At 61.2% G+C, this 19,556-nt stretch carries 14 protein-coding genes; 10 read left to right on the top strand and 4 right to left on the bottom strand.

The genetic code is table 11. The features are described from left to right. Nucleotides 1-305 precede the first annotated feature (305 nt). From ACRWA7_RS03485 to ACRWA7_RS03465, 5 genes are all read left to right on the top strand, one after another. The gene (locus tag ACRWA7_RS03485; RefSeq protein ID WP_438390079.1) at nt 306-1,208 is read left to right on the top strand and encodes a YihY/virulence factor BrkB family protein; all 903 of its coding nucleotides are present in this window, start codon (nt 306-308) and stop codon (nt 1,206-1,208) included. Nucleotides 1,209-1,275: 67 nt separating this feature from the next. Further along, a complete protein-coding gene (locus tag ACRWA7_RS03480; RefSeq protein ID WP_438390078.1) occupies nt 1,276-2,211 on the top strand; it encodes a LysR family transcriptional regulator in 936 nt (311 codons plus the stop codon). A 76-nt stretch (nt 2,212-2,287) separates the two neighbouring features. Further along, the gene (gene tcuA, locus ACRWA7_RS03475; RefSeq protein WP_438390077.1) at nt 2,288-3,694 is read left to right on the top strand and encodes an FAD-dependent tricarballylate dehydrogenase TcuA; all 1,407 of its coding nucleotides are present in this window, start codon (nt 2,288-2,290) and stop codon (nt 3,692-3,694) included. Continuing rightward, complete coding sequence (gene tcuB, locus ACRWA7_RS03470; RefSeq protein ID WP_438390076.1) at nt 3,681-4,856, top strand: tricarballylate utilization 4Fe-4S protein TcuB; 1,176 nt, start codon at nt 3,681-3,683, stop codon at nt 4,854-4,856. Before tcuA ends, tcuB begins: the two co-directional genes overlap by 14 nt. A gap of 75 nt (nt 4,857-4,931) precedes the next feature. Beyond that, nucleotides 4,932-6,257 carry an MFS transporter gene (locus ACRWA7_RS03465; protein ID WP_438390075.1) on the top strand — a complete coding sequence of 442 codons (1,326 nt, stop codon included), beginning with the start codon at nt 4,932-4,934 and terminating at the stop codon, nt 6,255-6,257. An 82-nt stretch (nt 6,258-6,339) separates the two neighbouring features. Here ACRWA7_RS03465 and ACRWA7_RS03460 read toward each other — a convergent pair whose 3' ends face one another. Then, a complete protein-coding gene (locus ACRWA7_RS03460) occupies nt 6,340-6,921 on the bottom strand; it encodes a DJ-1/PfpI family protein (RefSeq protein WP_438390074.1) in 582 nt (193 codons plus the stop codon). A 246-nt stretch (nt 6,922-7,167) separates the two neighbouring features. Between ACRWA7_RS03460 and ACRWA7_RS03455 the strand changes: the two genes are divergently transcribed. Together ACRWA7_RS03455 and ACRWA7_RS03450 are read left to right on the top strand one after the other, a co-directional pair. Beyond that, nucleotides 7,168-8,565, top strand: coding sequence for an LLM class flavin-dependent oxidoreductase (locus ACRWA7_RS03455; protein ID WP_438391043.1), 1,398 nt, complete (start codon nt 7,168-7,170; stop codon nt 8,563-8,565). 291 nt (nt 8,566-8,856) lie between these two features. Beyond that, nucleotides 8,857-10,263 carry a sigma 54-interacting transcriptional regulator gene (locus ACRWA7_RS03450; RefSeq protein WP_438390073.1) on the top strand — a complete coding sequence of 469 codons (1,407 nt, stop codon included), beginning with the start codon at nt 8,857-8,859 and terminating at the stop codon, nt 10,261-10,263. Nucleotides 10,264-10,275: 12 nt separating this feature from the next. Here ACRWA7_RS03450 and ACRWA7_RS03445 read toward each other — a convergent pair whose 3' ends face one another. After that, the gene (locus tag ACRWA7_RS03445; protein WP_157766722.1) at nt 10,276-10,416 is read right to left on the bottom strand and encodes a hypothetical protein; all 141 of its coding nucleotides are present in this window, start codon (nt 10,414-10,416) and stop codon (nt 10,276-10,278) included. A 92-nt stretch (nt 10,417-10,508) separates the two neighbouring features. Further along, complete coding sequence (locus tag ACRWA7_RS03440; RefSeq protein ID WP_438390072.1) at nt 10,509-11,690, bottom strand: glycosyltransferase; 1,182 nt, start codon at nt 11,688-11,690, stop codon at nt 10,509-10,511. Nucleotides 11,691-12,043: 353 nt separating this feature from the next. Here ACRWA7_RS03440 and ACRWA7_RS03435 point away from each other — a divergent pair, with 353 nt between their 5' ends. After that, complete coding sequence (locus tag ACRWA7_RS03435; protein ID WP_438390071.1) at nt 12,044-15,241, top strand: autotransporter family protein; 3,198 nt, start codon at nt 12,044-12,046, stop codon at nt 15,239-15,241. 228 nt (nt 15,242-15,469) lie between these two features. Then, nucleotides 15,470-16,237, top strand: coding sequence for an SDR family oxidoreductase (locus ACRWA7_RS03430; protein ID WP_438390070.1), 768 nt, complete (start codon nt 15,470-15,472; stop codon nt 16,235-16,237). A 21-nt stretch (nt 16,238-16,258) separates the two neighbouring features. Here ACRWA7_RS03430 and ACRWA7_RS03425 read toward each other — a convergent pair whose 3' ends face one another. After that, nucleotides 16,259-17,941 (bottom strand): VRR-NUC domain-containing protein, encoded by a 1,683-nt coding sequence (locus ACRWA7_RS03425; protein WP_438390069.1) that lies wholly within the window; start codon nt 17,939-17,941, stop codon nt 16,259-16,261. A gap of 249 nt (nt 17,942-18,190) precedes the next feature. Between ACRWA7_RS03425 and ACRWA7_RS03420 the strand changes: the two genes are divergently transcribed. Continuing rightward, a complete protein-coding gene (locus tag ACRWA7_RS03420) occupies nt 18,191-19,492 on the top strand; it encodes a UDP-N-acetylglucosamine 1-carboxyvinyltransferase (RefSeq protein ID WP_438390068.1) in 1,302 nt (433 codons plus the stop codon). Nucleotides 19,493-19,556: the final 64 nt, after the last annotated feature.

Raw genomic sequence — 19,556 nt, 5'->3', positions numbered from 1 at the left:
CCACGCGCCCCTTGAGCGCCGGGCGCGCCGCACTATGGCGAAAAACAATGTCAGCGTGATGATGCGCAGCAGGGAGAGACTCGGTTCCCGCACAGGCCTGTGCGGGAACAAGCCGGAAGAGCGAAGCTTTTCCGTATCGGCGCGGCATTGCTACGTCGAATGGGAATGATTCTTGTTTATTTTAACGACCACTCGACAATACACGCAACAGATTTTGACCAGAGTCTTGGGAAATGCGCCTTTTCAAGGCCCGGGACTTGCGCATTGCTTACCGACGACGCGGCATTACGCGTACCGGAGGACACATGCGACTCATGCGCTATCGCACGCTAAGGACGATCGCCGATCATCCCGGCGCGTTCGCGCTGCAAGTTCTCAAGGCGTTTCGCGCGAACCAGGGCATGCTCCTCGCGGGCGCGGTCGCGTATTACGCGCTGCTTTCCATCATCCCGCTGCTGATACTGGTCGTGATCGCGCTTTCGCATGTGGTCGACCGGCACGTACTTCTGGATACGCTGTCTCATCTGCTCGAATGGCTCGTGCCGGGGCAGGCAAAAGCCATCGTCAGGGAGCTCGCAAACTTTCTCGCGCATCGCACGGTGATTGGATGGGTGCTTCTCTGCACCATGATTTTCTTCAGTTCATTGGCCTTCACGGTGCTCGAAAACGCGATGTCCGTGATCTTCGTTCATCGCGTGGCGATTCGCCGGCGGCACTTCCTGATTTCCGCGCTGCTGCCCTATTGCTACAGCTTGTCGCTCGGCGCTGGCGTGCTGCTCGTCACGCTTGTATCGACAGGATTGCAGGCGGTCGGCGCCCATAACGTGGATATATTCGGCATCGAAGTTTCCTTGAGCGGCACATCGCGGGCCCTGCTTTATCTGTTTGGATTCGCGGGCGAAGTCTTCGTGCTGACATCGATATACCTGGTGATTCCAGTCGGCCGGCCACACTTCAGGCACGCGCTGTTCGGCGCAATCGCCGCCGCGCTGTTGTGGGAAATCACGCGCCACGTGCTCGTCTGGTATTTCGCCACGCTCTCGCAAGTCAGCGTGGTGTATGGATCGCTGACCACGTCCATTGTCGTGCTGTTCAGTCTCGAAGCGCTCGCGACGTTGCTGCTGTTCGGCGCCCAGTTGATCGCGGAATACGAACGGCTGCATGCCGGAACCACGGAGCTTACGCCCAGGCCGTTTCGCACGAGCTGATACCGGCCTGCACCAGCGATACCAGCGATAATGCGCGGACATCAAAACGGACCTGCCGGGAGACCCTTTGGAACTGCGTCAGCTTCGCTACTTCGTCCGCGTCATCGAACACGGCAGCATGGGCCGTGCGGCAATGGAGCTTGGCGTGGTGACATCCACGCTGAGCCAGCAGATCAGCCGCCTCGAAAGCGAGTTGTCCACGCGGCTCCTGCAGCGCACCGCCAGCGGCGTTGTTCCCACCGACGCGGGCCTCGCGTTCTGGCGCCAGGCGCAACTGGCGCTCCGCCATGTCGACGACGCCGCGCACGCCGCACAGCACGCGCGTCTCTCGGGCCATGTCAGCGTGGGCATGGCGCCGAGCACGACTGGCGTGCTCGGTCTCGCGTTCATGCGTGCAATGCGCGAACGTTATCCCGATGTCCGCCTGCGCATGGTCGAAAGCCTGTCGGGCCATCTGGCGGGCATGCTCAACGCGCGCCAGATCGACCTCGCCATCCTTTTTCAAAGCGACAACATCAAGCGCTTCAGCGCCACGCCTTTGCTGGACGAGCGTCTGTTCCTGATCGCCGCCGCAAGCTTCGAACCCCTGCCCGCGACCCGGACCACGAAGCTCGCGCATGTCGCCCGTTTGCCGATGATTCTTCCAAGCGGACCCCACGGATTGCGCTCGCTGCTCGATACCGCGTTCGCACGCGCGGGTATCGAACCCAACATCGTGGCTGAAATCGATGGTCTCGCCATGCTGATGGATGCGGTTGGCGGCGGCCTGGGCGTCACCATCCAGCCAGGCGCCGCGCTCGCCCGGCGCGATCCGGCCTCGTTCCGCGCGCTGCCGGTCAGCGAACGCGGCATGGTGCGTCCGAACCAACTCGTCAGTCTCTCCGACGACGAACTCTCGCCCGCCGGTCTCGCGGCCCGCGTGGTCCTCGCCGATGTCGCGCGCACGCTTGTTGCCAGAGGCGACTGGGCTGGCGCCACAGTGCCGCCTCTTCACGATTCGTGAAGACCTGTTGCTTGCTGCCTGCTGGCGGCTGAACACCTGGCGTCCTACACTCCCGGGATTGGAGGAGACGTCGACAATGGTGGATGTACTGGTGATCGGAGGCGGCAACGCGGCCTTGTGCGCCGCGCTCATGGCGCGCGAAGCAGGCGCGTCCGTCATGCTGCTCGAGGCGGCCCCGCAGGAGTGGCGCGGCGGAAATTCGCAGCACACGCGTAACCTGCGCTGCATGCATGACGCGCCACAGGATGTACTGATCGACGCGTATCCGGAAGAAGAATACTGGCAGGATCTGCTGAAGGTGACCGGCGGTCTCACCAACGAACCGCTTGCGCGCCTCGCCATCCGCGAATCGTCCACATGCCGCGACTGGATGCGCAAGCACGGCGTGCATTTCCAGCCGCCGCTCTCGGGCGCGCTGCATGTAGCCCGCACCAACGCATTTTTCATGGGCGGCGGCAAGGCGCTCGTCAATGCATACTTCCGCAGCGCACAAGCGCTGGGCGTGCAGGTACGCTACGACGCGCCGGTGGATTCCATCGAACTGGACGGCGATCGTTTTCTCGCGGCACACATTGGCAACGAACGCATTGAAGCGCGCGCCTGCGTGCTGGCGGCGGGCGGCTTCGAATCGAATCGCGCATGGCTGCGTGAAGCGTGGGGCCAAATCAACGGCGAATGGGTCGCCGACAACTTCCTGATTCGCGGCACGCGCTTCAACATGGGCGTGCTGCTCAAGTACATGATCGATGCAGGCGCGGATTCCATTGGCGATCCGTCGCAATCGCATTGCGTCGCCATCGACGCGCGCGCGCCACTGTATGACGGCGGCATCTGCACGCGGGTGGATTGTGTATCGCTGGGTGTGATGCTCAATCGTAACGCCGAGCGTTTCTACGATGAAGGCGAGGATTTCTGGCCCAAGCGCTACGCGATCTGGGGCCGGCTTGTAGCTCACCAGCCGGGGCAGATCGGTTATTCGATCATCGATTCCAAAGCGATAGGCCGCTTCATGCCGCCCGTGTTCCCCGGCACGAAAGCGAATTCGCTCGGCGAACTGGCGCGCGCCACGGGACTCGATGAAACGAAGTTCATCGAGACAATTGAGACCTATAACGCCGCATGCCGCGTTGGTACCTTCGATCACGCGGTGCTCGACGACTGCCATACCGAAGGTCTCACGCCCGCGAAGACGCACTGGGCGCAGCCTATCGATAAACCACCCTTCTATGCCTTCGCGCTTCGTCCGGGAATCACGTTCACGTACCTCGGGCTGAAGGTGAATGAACAGTCCGCCGTGCACTTCGGCGGCAAGCCGAGCCCCAACCTTTACGTTGCAGGAGAAATGATGGCGGGCAACGTGCTTGGCAAGGGCTATACGGCGGGCGTCGGCATGGCGATCGGCACGGCGTTTGGAAGGATCGCAGGCACTCAGGCCGCGCAGGCAGCCCTGAAACTGAAGGAAACCCGTCATGCAGTCGCTTGAAAACCTGACGCGCGAGGCGAGCGCGCTTGCACTGAACGAAGTTCCCATCACATTCGCCAAGCCGATGTCAGCAGCCGAAGGCGAAGTCAGCCGCATCATGCAGATCTGCAATGCGTGCCGCTATTGCGAAGGCTTTTGCGCCGTGTTCCCAGCGATGACCCGCCGCCTTGAATTCGGCCGTGCCGACGTGCATTTTCTTTCAAATCTCTGTCACAACTGCGGCGCGTGCCTGCACGCGTGCCAGTACGCGCCGCCGCACGAGTTCGGCGTCAACGTGCCGAAGGCGATGGCCGAGGTGCGTCTGCAGACGTACGTGGACTACGCGTGGCCAGCAGGATTCGGCGCACTGTACAAGCGCAACGGTCTGACGCTGGCGCTCGCCTTGGCCGGCGGTCTGGCACTTTTCCTTATCATGACAATGGCGTTAAAAGGCACGCTTGTCCTGCCACCACTCGCCGGAAATTTCTATGCGGTGTTCCCGCACAATACGCTGGCGCTTTTGTTTGGCATGGTGTTCGTGTTCGCGATGATCGCGCTCGGCGTGGGCGTGCGGCGGTTCTGGCGTAACGAAGACCCCGGCGCAATGTCGGCGCAGGCCATCGGCGAGGCAACACACGACGTGCTGAGCCTGCGTTACCTGGGCGGTGGTCACGGAGAAGGCTGCAACAATGCCGACGACGCGTTTTCCCTCGCGCGCCGCCGCTTTCATCATCTGACGTTCTATGGCTTCATGTTGTGTTTTGCATCTACATGCGTGGCGACGCTGTATCACTACTTTCTGAAGCTCGAAGCGCCGTACGCGCTCACGAGCGTGCCGGTCGTGCTGGGTTCGCTTGGCGGGATTGGCTTGCTTGCGGGTCCAGCCGGGTTGTTATGGCTCAATTTAAAGCGCCATCCGCAACATGGCGATGCGGCGCAAAAGCCGATGGACCGCGGCTTTATCGCGTTGCTGTTGTTGACGAGCGCAAGCGGCCTCGCGCTGCTGCTGCTGCGCGATACATCCGCGATCGCGTTATTGCTCGCGGTGCACCTTGGCATTGTCATGGCCTTGTTTTTGACGCTGCCATATGGAAAATTCGCGCATGGTATATATCGCAGCGCAGCACTGCTCAAATGGGCCGTGGAAAAACGCCAGCCAAGCAAACTGCTAGTGGAAGATTGACAATGAATTGATGCGGAACGGGGTCCGCCGAGCCTATCATGGCCGACGTGGCAATAAAAAAACCTAGGAGACGACATGGCAACCGGAAACGAATTTCAATCGCAGACGTTGGGCGCAACCGCGCCCAACGTCTCGAAGCTGGGCGCGGTCCTGCGCGTCACCAGCGGCAACTTTCTCGAACAGTTCGATTTTTTCCTGTTCGGTTTCTATGCAACCTATATCGCCAAGACCTTCTTTCCGGCTGCAAGCGAGTTCGCCTCGCTGATGCAGACGTTCGCCGTGTTCGGCGCGGGTTTCCTGATGCGCCCGCTCGGCGCCATTGTGCTGGGCGCGTATATCGACAAGGTCGGTCGCCGGCGCGGACTGATCGTGACGCTGTCGATCATGGCAAGCGGCACTATTCTGATTGCGTGCGTTCCGGGGTTTGCGACCATTGGCTTGCTGGCGCCGGCGCTGGTGCTCATCGGCCGCTTGCTGCAAGGGTTCTCGGCGGGCGCCGAACTCGGCGGCGTGTCGGTTTATCTGGCGGAAATGGCGACGCCCGGCAAGAAAGGCTTTTATACGTCGTGGCAATCGGCCAGCCAGCAGGTCGCGATCGTGGTCGCGGCGGCGCTCGGCTATGCGTTGAATAGCTGGCTTTCGCCGGCGCAGATCGCGGGTTGGGGATGGCGCGTGCCGTTTTTCATCGGCTGCATGATCGTGCCGTTTCTCTACATCCTGCGCCGGTCGCTGCAGGAGACTGCCGAGTTCCAGGCGCGCCGCCATCATCCGGCAACTGCCGAGGTCTTGCGCTCCATGGCGACGAACTGGAAGACCGTGGTTGCCGGCATGCTGATGGTCGCGATGACCACCACCACGTTTTATCTGATCACCGTCTATACGCCGACGTTCGGCCGCGCCGTGCTGCATTTGAGCACGTCGGACAGCCTGGTCGTGACCTTGTTCGTGGGTGTATCGAACTTTATCTGGCTGCCGATTGGCGGCGCGATTTCGGATCGTATCGGACGCAAGCCCGTGCTCCTGTTCGTGTCCGCGCTGGCGGTCATCACGGCGTATCCCGCGCTCTCGTGGCTTGCGCACGATCCGAGCTTTCTGCGCATGCTCGCCGTGCTGCTGTATTTCTCGTTCTTCTTCGGCGGATATAACGGTGCGATGGTCGCAGCTCTCACCGAAGTAATGCCCGTCAATGTTCGGGTGGCGGGTTTCTCGCTGGCGTTCAGCCTTGCAACGGCGATCTTTGGCGGCTTCACGCCAGCGGTATCGACTTACCTGATCCAGGCAACCGGCGACAAAGCTGCGCCCGCGTACTGGCTCATTTTTGCCGCAGTGTGCGGGTTCTTTGCCACGCTTGCCTTGTACCGGCGAGGCGGCGCCGCGGAATTGCAGGCGAAGCTGGGGTAGGAAAATGACCCGCGCGGCCGATGTTGTTATCGGCCGCGCGATGAAGACAGTCGACGCTGGCGAAGCCCGAATCCACGTCAGCCTAGAGTTTGATCTCCGTTCCAAGCCGCGCCAAAAACTGCCCGAGCCATTGCGGATGCGCAGGCCATGCGGGCGCCGTGACGAAGTTGCCGTCCGTAACCGCACTATCCACTCGAATCTCCGCATATTCACCGCCGGCAAGACGCACTTCCGGCGCGCACGCCGGATAAGCCGAAATGCGTTTGCCGCGAATCACGTCCGCCGCGGCCAGCAGTTGCGCACCATGACAAACAGCGGCAATGGGTTTCTGTGCATCGGCGAAATGCCGGACGACTTCAATCACACGACTGTTCAAGCGCAGATATTCGGGCGCGCGGCCGCCCGCGATCATCAATGCGTCATAACTGGCGGGATCGATGTCGTCGAAACTCGCGTTCAGCGTAAAGAGATGTCCGGGTTTTTCCGTATAGGTCTGATCCCCTTCGAAGTCATGGATCGCGGTCTTGATCGTGTCTCCGCTCTTCTTGCCGGGGCACACTGCATGCACGGAATGACCCACCATCTGCAGCGCCTGGAACGGCACCATCGTTTCATAATCTTCGGCGAAATCACCGGTCAGAAACAGAATCTTCTTGGCTGCCATCTTGCTCTCCCATCAAAGAGATCACGCAGGATACCGGTCCGCCCGGACCGGCGCTCGTAGCTATCTTAGCGCGTATGAGACGCGCGGGACCCGACGACTCAGGCGGAAAAATCAGGCGTGTCCCATGAAGCGCCCGCTGCATTCATGGAATGCAAATATCAATTCGATGGTTCGCCGAAGCGCCTGGCCGTGCGATGCTTTTGCGCCCTCGGCGTCTCTTATCCATCGTTCTTCACGTGGACTTCCATGAGCAAGAAAAAGATTCTTCTGAATGCGTTCAACATGAATTGCGTCGGCCACATCAATCACGGCCTGTGGAAGCATCCGCGTGACCGCTCGACCGATTACCGCAAGCTTTCGTATTGGACCGACCTCGCCCGGCTGCTCGAGAAGGGCCTGTTCGACGGACTTTTCATCGCGGATATTGTGGGCGTCTACGACGTGTATCAGCAGTCCGCCGACCTGACCTTGAAAGAGTCGGTCCAGCTTCCCGTCAACGACCCCATGATGCTCGTCTCGGCCATGGCCGCCGTGACCCGTCACCTTGGCTTTGGCATTACGGTGAACCTCACCTACGAAGCGCCCTACTTGCTTGCAAGGCGCTTCTCGACGCTCGACCATCTGAGCGACGGACGTATTGGCTGGAACATTGTCACGGGGTATCTCGACAGCGCCGCGCGCGCCATGGGCCTGACCGAACAGATCGCCCACGACGAGCGCTATGACCGCGCGGACGAATATCTCGACGTGCTCTACAAGCTCTGGGAAGGCAGTTGGCAGGACAACGCGGTTGTGCGCGACCGCGAAGCGCGAGTCTTCGCTGATCCTGCAAGAGTACACAGGGTGAATCACCATGGGCGTTATTACAACGTCGAGGGTTACCACTTGTCGGAGCCCTCGCCGCAGCGCACGCCCGTGCTCTTCCAGGCGGGGTCATCGGGCCGCGGCCAGGCGTTTGCGACGCGTCACGCCGAGTGTGTATTTGTATCGAGTCAAAGCAAGGAAGGCACGAAAAAACTCGTCGATGCACTGCGCCAGCAAGCCGCCGAGGCTGGCCGCAACCCCGCCGACCTGAAGATCTTCATGGGCGTGACCGTCGTGGTCGGCCGCACTCGAGCAGAGGCGCAAGCGAAGTTTGCCGAGTATGCGCGCCACGCGAGCCCTGAAGCCGGGCTGGCGCATTTCGCGGCGGGAACGGGTATCGATTATTCGACTTTCAATCCCGACGACGAAATCCAGCCGCCAGGCGCCCCGAAAAGCCGCGGGATCGAGTCCTCCGTGCAGCGAGTCACCGACGGTCAATCCGGCTGGACAGTACGGCGTCTGCTCGACCAGTTGAAGCTCGGCGGACGCTATACGACCATCGTCGGCGACGCGGCGGACGTAGCCGACGCGCTCGAATCATGGGTGAACGAAACGGGCGTGGACGGCTTCAACCTGACCCGCACGGTGACGCCGGAAAGCTACGAGGATTTCATCGATCTGGTGATTCCGGAACTGCAGGCAAGGGGTATCTACAAAACGTCCTACGCAGATGGCACGCTGCGTGAGAAGCTCTTCGGCGGCACCGCGCATTTGCCGAAAGAACATGCGGGCGCCTCGTTCCGCGATCTGTCCGCAGCCCAAGGCGCGCCACTCAAGTAAGCGCGTGTGGATTCGGCAATCCGCCACATCAGCACGTGAGCATTGCTGGATCCATAAGGACGACAAAGTCATTCGCATTCCTCAGACAATTGCTTTGCTGGCGCCCAGGGTTTTCCCTCTATCGCCCTTGGACTGGGGCGCGCGTTGTTTTCAAGTTTTCGACTAAACAGTCGTTATAAAAGGAGCACGCAATCCGGAGCCGTGTCAATACACCAAATCACGGGCCATACAACGCGTGCCACTGCAGGTTTTGGTGGCATTATTCGTTGTAACTAATCACTGTAATCCTTCATGGAAGCGTTTTCGTCGAGTCAGAGGCATCTTTATTATGTAGGCGACCCTTTGACGCTAGAGGTTCGCTCGCTGATGGATGCGCGCGGCTGGACGGTCAGGAACTCGGAACTGGGGCGGGATCTCGAGAGTTTTTCATCTACGCCGAGCGGGGGATTACTCGACTTTTCGTCCCGCCACATTCAGTCGAACCTGCGTCAGGCTGAAACGCTGTTATCGATCAAGACCATTGGCTGGGTGGCGCTCCTCACACCCGCCCAGCTCGATAACGAGACAATCCGCCGGCTCGTGCGCGATTTCTGCTTCGACTACGTCACGCTTCCGGCTTCGGGCGAACGCATCCTGAACGCGCTTGGACATGCGTATGGCATTGCTGCATTGCACGATGGCGGCGCAAGCGGCGGCGTAGTGGGCGCAACGCTGGGCAACGTACACGCCCAAGCCGGCAGCCACGCCGAAGGCGAAATGATCGGCTCGTGCGACGCCATGCTCGCGCTGTTCCGTGCAATCCGCAAAGTGGCCATCACCGACGCGCCCGTCTTCATCTCCGGCGAGTCGGGCACGGGCAAGGAACTTACGGCCGCCGCCATCCACCAGCATTCGACACGTCGCGATCAGCCCTTTGTGGCGATCAATTGCGGTGCAATCCCCACACATCTGCTTCAATCCGAATTATTCGGCTATGAGCGCGGCGCGTTCACGGGCGCGAACCAGCGCAAGATCGGCCGGGTGGAAGCGGCGAATGGCGGCACGCTGTTCCTCGATGAAATCGGCGACCTGCCGCTCGAAAGCCAGGCGAGCCTGCTGCGTTTTTTGCAGGAACGCAAGGTCGAGCGGTTGGGCGGACACGGCTCCACGCCTGTGGACGTACGCATCATTTCAGCCACGCACGTGGACATGCAGACGGCCATGGCCGAAAGCCGGTTTCGCGCCGACCTGTACCACCGTTTGTGCGTACTTCAAATCGATGAACCGCCGCTTCGTGCGCGCGGCAAGGACATCGAATTGCTCGCAAAGCACATGCTCGACCGCTTCAAGAAGGACGCGCACCGGCCGTTGCGCGGCTTCGCGCCGGACGCGGTTGCCGCGCTTCACAATTATTCGTGGCCGGGGAACGTGCGCGAGTTAATCAACCGCGTGCGGCGCGCGATCGTCATGGCCGAGGGACGGCTGATCGGCGCGCATGATCTCGAACTGGGCGAATTCGCCGAGCCCGCCCCCACTTCGCTCGCGCAAGCGCGCGAAGCTGGAGAGCGGCAGGCAATTGAAATGGCGTTGCTCAGGAATCGCGGACGTCTTGGCGAGGCCGCAAAGGAACTGGGCGTGTCGCGCGTCACGCTGTACAGGATCTTGTCGGCATACAGCATGCGCGACGCGACGACCTCGCCGGGAGTGGATGTCGAGTGAATACGCGCTAGTCTAGTCCGGCCAGCGCGGCTTGACGCTCAACGCTTCAGGCCATCGGCGGGGAAAAAAGTCCTTGCAAGCGGCAATCATCTGATAAACCCACCCAATCGCCAGCACCAGCAGCAGGGCGCCCAGTCTTTCGTCGTCTCGCATCTCTTCCCCCCGGTTATTTTTTCAGGGCCTGTCCTCGCAGGCATAACCGTAAGCATACTTATTAATTTACACCACGCTCTGTTCGCTAGCGCTCAAGACACGGTCCATCTCTTGTGCGGGTTGCGTTTGATTGGCGTTGTGGTTCCGGGCCGCGCCAGCGACGTGACGCCCTCTCTCAATGCCGCGTCGCGCAGCATCTGATGCGTCAGGGCGACGTGCTGGCGCGCGTAGCCCCGCGTGGTCAGCTCTTTCGATACCAGCTCCTGCTGCGCGCGGACGATGCGCGCGGTCGTGCCGTCGGGATCGGCGGCCAACGCGGCAACCGTCTCGCGCAGCGAGTGCGGATCGTGAACCGGGACGTAAGAGACCGCGTCGTGCGAGAAATAATCCTTGAGTCCGCCGATGTCCGTTGCAATCACCAGCTTGCCAGCCATCACGCCTTCAAGCACCACGGTGATTCCCGACGCATGATGATTCGGATGCAGCGGCACCACGATTACATCAGCCCATTCATAGAGCTTGCGCTGCTCGTCGATACCGGTCACCGGTGCGACCACGACGTTGTCGGCTTCGCTTGGACGCGGCACCTTGCGCTGCGTTGCAAGCCGCGCGGAGAAGCGCTTGTCGTTCTCGAAGGCTTCCATGAAAGTCTGCCAGTCGCGGTCGCGGTCATTGCCTAGGGCGGCGACGCGCAACGGTGCGTGCGGACGCCACTGCGTGACCGGCTGCAAAGGGAAGTCTTCCGTGCCGATGCCGTAGAGCACGACGGTCGCATCGCGGTTCCAGAAGCTCCTGACGAGCGCGGCGTTGTCGTGAGTAAGCGTTGTCAACAGGTCCGCCCGGTCGAGCAGCACCTTGTAGATGGCGCGCTTGACTACGCCGAGCGAGTTCCAGTTATCGAGCAGCCAGACGCTTTGCGCAAGCAGCAGCGGTTTGGGTCCGCGTTTGAGCATCAGCAACAATGCGGCCGACAAATATTCGCGCTCGGTGTGTGTCCAGATGACATCGGCTTCGAGCAAGGCGGTGCGATTGCGGAACGTATGAATGAGATCGCAGCCAAGGAGCGCTTTCAGGCCGCGCCGGATCAAGCGCATCGCGCGCCCTTCGGGATGGTCCTGCGAATACGACAACGCCAGGGAATTCGATTCGGCATGGTGATATCCGTACAGGCAACCCACGTTGTCATCCTTGCGATAACGGCTCGGGTCGACGCCGTAATACAGATGCACGTGGACCTTTGCCGGCACGCTCGCCGCAGTGCTCTTCGATGCCATCTTTCCCCCGATAAAAAATCCCTGGCCTGCACGCCGGCCATGTCAAGGAACGCATCGTACAGGGACCGTGGACATCGTCCAGCATGACCTGTCACGCAACGTAGGGTGGACCACATAACGCAAGGGGCGCCTGCATGATCGGGGTTCTTGCCCTTCCAATCGAATCTCGATGCCGAGACTTGACACTACCTGACACATCGGGCGCATCTATTTGTCCCGCTATAAGTGGCGCGACACATAGCGGGCATCGTTGATCCGGTTTCGAGGCACATCTGTTCGCCTCACAACATTCATCGTATTACCCCCGTTGATAAATTCCGCTCGCATTCAAATAACAGATACCGGGGCGTACCATGTCAAATCCTGTTCGATCGCGAGCCATCTCGCTTGCACCGTCGTTGCTGCTCATTCCGTTTCTTCTCAACCCGATCGCAGCGGCAGCCGCATGCGCGGTGAACGGTCTCAACACTGTTTGCAGTGCCGGCTCGCCACGAACAACGACGATCGGCACCGGCGATGCGCCGGGTAACGACGACCGCACGGTGGTCGTCAAGAACCATGCTCTCGTCAATACGCAGGATGCCTCGGCTATCAGCCTGGCCGACCGCGCCAACGTCACGGTGAAATCGGGCGGGACTGTCAGCAATCATGCGGTCGAATTGCACGGCATTTACGGCACGGGCACCAACACCATCGAGTTCCGGGACAACGGCACGCTCACGGTTGAAGCCGGCGGCAAGGTGCTGTCCAAGGGTACGGAGGACATCGCGGAAGCCGTGAACCTGCAGGGCCAGGGTAACGTCATCAGGAACAGCGGGCTGATCCAGGCGACTCATGCCGCGGCTATCTGGTTTCAGAACACATCTGGCAGCAACACGGTGATCAATACGGAGACGGGCGTGATTGCAGCGCCTGACAATGCGATTGGATCGACCGGCGACGGGGCCATCGACTTCGCGAACAAAGGCAAGGTGATCGGGAACCTCGTGTTCGCGGGCGGCGACGACACCATGCGCATCTACACCGGCTCGACGGTGCATGGCAGTATCGACGGCGGCGCGGGCAACAATCAGTTGTACCTGAGCGGCGCCGGCGCAGATACGTTGACTGGCGATATCTTCGGCTTCCAGACGCTCATCAAGAACGATACCGGCACGTGGACGCTCAACGGCATCCTGCCCGACGTGCAGCTTGCGCAAGTGGCGGATGGCAAGCTGATCCTCACCGGCGACAACAGCGCTTACGCCGGACAGTTCGTGGTCGACGCCCCGGGCACGCTCGAGGCGCGTGCGCAAAGCCTGCCTCTGGCGATCACGGACAACGGGCTCGTGCGCTTCACGCAGACCGACGACGGCACATATGCAGGAATACTAAGCGGCACGGGTTCTATCGAAAAGACCGGCGCGGGCACGTTGACGCTTGCACCTGCTGCGGGCGGCAACACGTATTCCGGCGGCACGCTGATCACGCAGGGTACGGTGAACATCAGCGCCGATAACGCGCTGGGTGCGCCCACTGGCGGCGTGACGTTCAACGGGGGAACCTTGCAGTTGGGCGATGACCTCGACCTCGCCTCAACACGCGCAATTGTGATCGGCGCGAATGGCGGAACGATCGATACCCAGCAGTATTCATCCACGCTTTCACAGGGCGTGACCGGCTCGGGCCCATTGACGAAGCTCGGCAGCGGCATGCTCACCATGAACGGCGCAAGCACCTACGGCGACACGAACGTGCTTGCTGGCACGCTTGCAGTTGGCGATGCGCAACATACGGGCGCGACCATCGGCTCAGGCACGACGACAGTTGCCGATGGCGCGACGCTCGGCGGCTTCGGCACGGTACTCGGCTCTGTGAACAACTCGGGCACGATCGCGGTGGCAAACGCGTTGCCGGCGTTCTCGGCAAGCTCGACGGGCTCGTTCCTGATCCAGGGCAATCTCATCAACAACGCCACGATCAACCTTGCGGCTGCATCGGGCGCGACCGGCAATGTGCTGAACGTCAGCGGCAATTACGTAGGCAACAACGCGAAGCTGATCGTCAATACGGTGATGAACGAGGGTGGTGCTGCATCGAACCAGTTCACGGACAAGCTGGTGATTGGAGGAAACGCGAGCGGCGATACGACCGTGATCGTGAAGCCGACCGGCCTGGGCGCGCTGACGGTTGGCGACGGCATCAAGGTCGTGCAGGTGAACGGTTCGGCTGCGGCAGGAACGTTCCATATGGCCGCGCCGGTGCAGGCGGGCGCGTATGAATATCTGTTGTATCAAGGCGGTTCGGGCCGGCCGAGCGACTTCTATTTACGCTCGTCGCTGGAAAATCCGCCGGTTACTCCGCCTGTGACGCCTCCGGTAACACCTCCTGTTACTCCGCCCGTCACGCCTCCGGTGACTCCTCCAGTCACCCCGCCCGTCACGCCTCCGGTGACGCCGCCTGTTACACCGCCCGTAACACCCCCGGTCACGCCGCCCGTGACGCCCCCGGTTACCACCGCCCCTACCCAGCCTGGCGATAGCGCGGTGATCGGCGGCACAGGCACGCCGCCCATGGCGTCCACGCCGGCCGCGCCAATCGCGTATCGGCCGGCGGTGGTGGGTTACGCGCTCACGCCGTCGCTGAATATCGACTATGGCTTTGCGATCATGAGCCGTCTGCATGAACGTGTCGGCGATATCGCCAACCTCGAAAAGGCCCAGGGCGCGCACGATAACGGCGTGTGGGGACGCATCGGCGGCCAGAATCTCGACGCAAACTCCGGCGACCGTTTCTCCGCCGATGAACGCACGTTCTTCGCACAGTTCGGAAAGGACTGGACGCTCACGTCGAACCCGGCTGGCGGCAGCACGCATGCCGGCGTCACGCTGACGATCGGCTCGAGTTCGGCCACGTTCGAAGACAGCGCGCGCAGCCTGAATCCGACGCTGAGCACAAACACCGGCTCGGTCGAAACGCAGGCGCAATCGATCGGCGGCTACTGGACGAAGTACCTGAAGGACGGCAGCTATTTCGACGCCGTCGCACAACTGACGCACTATCGCAACAAGTTCGGCGACATATACGGCGGCGGTGCTTCACAGAACGGCTACGGCACGGGTCTTTCAGGTGAAGCCGGCAAACCGTTCCTGATTGGATCGACCACGATCGCCATCGAACCGCAAGCGCAGCTGATGTATCAGTACCTGCATCTGAACGGTTTCAACGATGGCATCTCTCCGGTCTCGAGTACATCGAGCAACGCGTTGCGCGGTCGCGCCGGCTTTCGCATCTTCAAGGCGAACCTGACCAACGATTTGAAGACGGGTGCATTGACGCCTTACTTCACGGCGGACGTGTTGCACGACTTCCTGACCCCGGGCAATACGACGGTCGACGGATCCACCTTCAACGGCGCATTTGCCAGGACGTGGTATGAACTTGGTGTGGGACTGACCACGAGCATGGGCAAGTCGTCGGAGATGTATGCCAACGTGAAGTACGCCCGCAACATTGGCGGCGATTATCGCCGTGGCGTGTTCGGGCAGGTCGGGTATAAGTTCAGCTGGTAAGAAGAAGGGGCTGATGCTTCGGCATCGGTCTTTGAGCGGGGGAATCGTGAACGTCAGGTTCGCGATTCCCCCGCGTTTTTTTTGGGGCCGCGCCCTGCAACGATGCCAAAATAAGACGATCATCCATTCTTGGCCATTGCGCCATTACGGCGCAATAGCGCAAGCAATACTTGCGATTCCCCTTGGCCGGTTCAATAACCCAGCAGCCCATCTCAGGAGAGCATCACCGTGAATTCAGAATCCGATCGCCGCGAACGCATCGCCATTGTCACCGGCGCCGGAGCCGGCATTGGACGCGCCGCGTCGCTGGCGCTATTGCAGGACGGCTGGACCGTGGTTGCTGCAGGACGGCGCAGAGAACCTCTGGAACAACTTGCCCACGACGCGCCCGAAGGCGGCCGCGTGCTGCCCTGCCCGTGCGACGTCGCCGACCCCGAAGCCGTCAGGAAGCTGTTCGCCACCGCAGTCGACACGTATGGCCGCGTCGACCTGCTGTTCAACAACGCGGGGGTATCGAATCCGCCGGGACCGTTCGAAGACTGGAGCGTCGAGCAATGGAAATCGGTGATCGATATCAACCTCAACGGCATGTTCTATTGCATCCAGCAAGCGTTTCGCGTGATGCGCGCGCAAGCGCCCATGGGCGGCCGGATCATCAACAACGGCTCAATATCGGCGACTTCACCGCGGCCCAATTCCATTGCATATACGGCGACCAAGCATGCCGTCGAAGGCATGACGAAATCCGCCTCGCTCGACGGCAGGAAGTACGACATCGCGGTGGGCCAGATCGATATTGGCAACGCGCAGACGGATTTGGCCGCGCGCATGGCGAAGGGCGTGCCGCAAGCGAATGGAGAAATTGCCGCGGAGCCGATGCTCGACGTGAATATTGTCGGGCAGTCGGTGCGTTACATGGCGAGCCTGCCGCTGGAAGCAAACATCCTGTTCCATACGGTCATGCCGGCAAAAATGCCGTTTGTCGGCCGAGGATAAACGTCTGATGCGATTCGTCGTTTAACGGAATTCCGCTGTCGTCCATCGAACATGGACGACACGCACCGGCATGTCATGCGCGGCGCAATAGGCGAGCCACCGCGTCTGGTTGTCCTGCAGCCGGTCGCCCGGCCCCTTGACTTCGATCATTTCGTATCGGCCGTGCTCGGGCCAGAAGCGGATCAGGTCCGGAAAACCGCTGCGGTTTGCGGCGATGTCCTGCAAGAGGCGGCGAAACCATAACTTCATATGCGCGGCGGGCAGGCACGCAAGCGCCTGTTCCAGCAGATCGCCGCTCAGCACTGCCCAGTGCACGAACGGCGACTGCACTCCAGCCTTCGCCACGAACGCCGAGCGGATTGCGTGCTTATGCCGGCCGTCATCGAGCAGCGCGAGGCAACGTTCGAACTTATCGCGCCGCGCCGCATGAAAGCCAGGCGAATGAAGATCTGCCGGAGCGCGTTGAAACGGATGAAAAAACGCGCCCGCCAGCGGCGTGAAGATCGCGTCCCAGCACAGCAAGCCGAAAAGCGAATTGATCAGCGTGTTCTCGACGTAATGCACGCTTGCGCCCGGCTCGCTGAGTGCGTCGCGAACGATCATTTCCACCGGGGCAACCTTGGCCGGCATGGGCAAGACAACCTCGAGACGCTCGACCGCGCGCGGCCTGCTTACGGGCTCCGTGGGAAGCCCGAGCTTGCGCCGAAGCCTTGGCAACATGCGTGCTGCCCGTTGCGCCTCCTCTTCGGTCCCCGGGTCATTGCATGCGTCGCGCGCCAGGGAGTATGCATCGGAATAAAGACCGGCCCGTTCCATTACCCGCATGCGCCTATGCCGCGCGCCCGGAAACGCGCAGGTCCGATACGCCGACAGCGCCGCCTCCCAGTAACAAAGCCGTTCGCAGTGCTGCCCGAGGCGATACAACAGCTTCTGCCGGCGTTGCTCGAGCCACGCGCGCTCGCACGTCAACGCTTCTATATTGGAAATCATGGCTTCGATGGATGGCAAATCATTGATGGTGTCGAGCAGGTCGCGGTATGCGCGCGTCGCCAGAAATGAATCGATATCCGTACGGCTCTGGAATGCGCGCGACGACCGTTCGAGCACGACGCGCTCATAGCGTACGATCCCCAGGTCCGCGAGCACGAACTCCGCCCAGCTTTGCCGCAAGTTGCCGAAGAACATGAGCCTCAAGCGCTCGCACAAGCTGCTTACGTTCAGGCGGATCACGACGTCGTGCGAGTCCGGGTGCCATTGCCTGTAAACTTGCGCCCCGGGATACGCCGCCAGCAACGATTCCTGTAATTCGGCTTTTCGCGTGCTGGCCGCGCCCCGGACGGGCGGGAAAATCTTCGCCAGTTCGGGCCTGGTGTGAAGGGAAAAGATTTCGTCGAGCGTGATTGCGGGATCTGGATCTGCCCAGCCAAGCGCACTCAGCGGCGCGAGTGCTTCGCAAGGACATCCGATTTCCTCGTAGACGAGTCTACTCGCGCGGAAGTACGGACCCACGCGCATCAGCATGCGTACGAGCAGCGCCCGCGATGCCAGCGGCAACGCTGGAAATTCGCGCAGGAAAACGCGTTCGTCTTGCACCCACAGGTCGTCGTAGCGATCCGCGAGCCATTGAAGCGCGCGCTCGAAGTTCACCAGGTAATAGAAACGCCGCTGAAAATCAGGCAGCGGCGTCGAAGTAGAGTCGCTCATGATGACTGTATGTATATACAGTCATCATGATACCGCCGAAGGCGTCTTGCTGAAACGTAACGGTACTTTGCTGAACAAAAAGCGCGAACCGCACGCGAAAAAAATAGGGGCCGGGTGCGCATTCTGAAAAGTGCACTCCAATGTCGTGCCGCGCAGACAGCGACATCAAAAATTGACCGCGCGGTGCAGGCAAACGTTCAACGCAATGGCATCATATGCGCCTTGCTCTTCAATGCCCGGCACCCCTACATGTCCAACCTGATCGTCCACGGCGGCATCCCGCTACGCGGTGAAATCACTCCGTCCGCCAACAAGAACGCCGTCCTGCCCATTCTTTGCGCCACCCTTCTGACGGACCAGCCGTTGCGGCTTGTCGGTGTTCCCGAGATCACCGACGTCAAGAAGATCCTCGATATTTTCCGCATGCTCGGCAGCAGCGTGTCAATGGACTTTGCAACCGGTGTTCTACAGTTGCATCATCATGCAACGCGGTTCGATCCGGCCGAACACCGGCTGCCCGAGGAGATGCGTTCTTCCATCATGCTGGTGCCGCCGCTCGTTGCGCGCTTCGGCGTGGCGCGCCTCGAAAACGACGTCAAGGGCTGCACGCTCGGCGTGCGCGAGATCGACCCGCACGTCGAGGTCTTCGAGCGCTTCGGCGCGCGCATCGAGCGGACGTCCGACTCGTTGATCGTGCGCGCCGACACGCAGATGAGCGCGAACGATCACTGGTTCGACTATGCGTCGGTAACGACCACCGAGAACTTCGTGCTCTGCGCTGCGTCGGCAAACGGCACGTCCTCGCTGGTCAACGCGGCGTCGGAGCCGCACGTGCAGGAGTTCTGCCGTTTTCTCGCGATGCTCGGCGTGGCAATCGAGGGTATCGGAACCTCGCGCATCACCGTGACAGGCGGCAAGAAGCTGGGCGGCGGCGAGTTCCGTTTCAGCGAGGATTTCCATGAGATCGCGACGTTCCTCGCGCTTGGTGCAATCACGGGCGGCGACATCGCGGTGAAAAATACGGCGCCTGAACAGTTTCCGCTGATCGACCGGACCTTCGCGAAATTCGGCGTGCACGTGGAGCACAGCAGCGGCTGGTCGCGTACCGTTCGCGACGGCCCGCTGCGCGTGCGCCGGCCGTTCACGCAGAACATCCTCACCAAGGTCGAGGCGGCGCCGTGGCCCTACCTTCCTGTCGACCTGCTGCCGATCTTCATCGCGCTTGGCGTGAAGGCCGAGGGCAGCGCGATGTTCTGGAACAAGGTGTATGACGGCGCCATGGGCTGGTCGGGCGAACTGTCGAAGTTCGGCGCGCACGTGTTCCTGTCGGACCCACATCGGCTGATCACGTTCGGAGGGCTCACGCTCACGCCGGCCAAGGTCGAAAGCCCGTACATCATTCGCGTGGCGATCGCGTTGCTGATGGTTGCCGCGAGCATCGAGGGGCGCTCGGAGATCATCAACGCCCTGCCGATCCGGCGCGCGCATCCGCGCTTTGTCGAGAACCTGCGATCGGTCGGGGCGAACGTGGAATGGACCAGTAGCGAATAATGCGAAGCGGCGCGTCAATGCACGAGGTATTCGCCGTGCATTGACGCGCTGCAAAGCGCGCAAA

This window comes from Caballeronia sp. DA-9, from assembly GCF_051615025.1.
Taxonomy (GTDB): Bacteria; Pseudomonadota; Gammaproteobacteria; order Burkholderiales; family Burkholderiaceae; genus Caballeronia; species Caballeronia sordidicola.
This window is presented reverse-complemented; position numbering and strand designations above follow the sequence as displayed.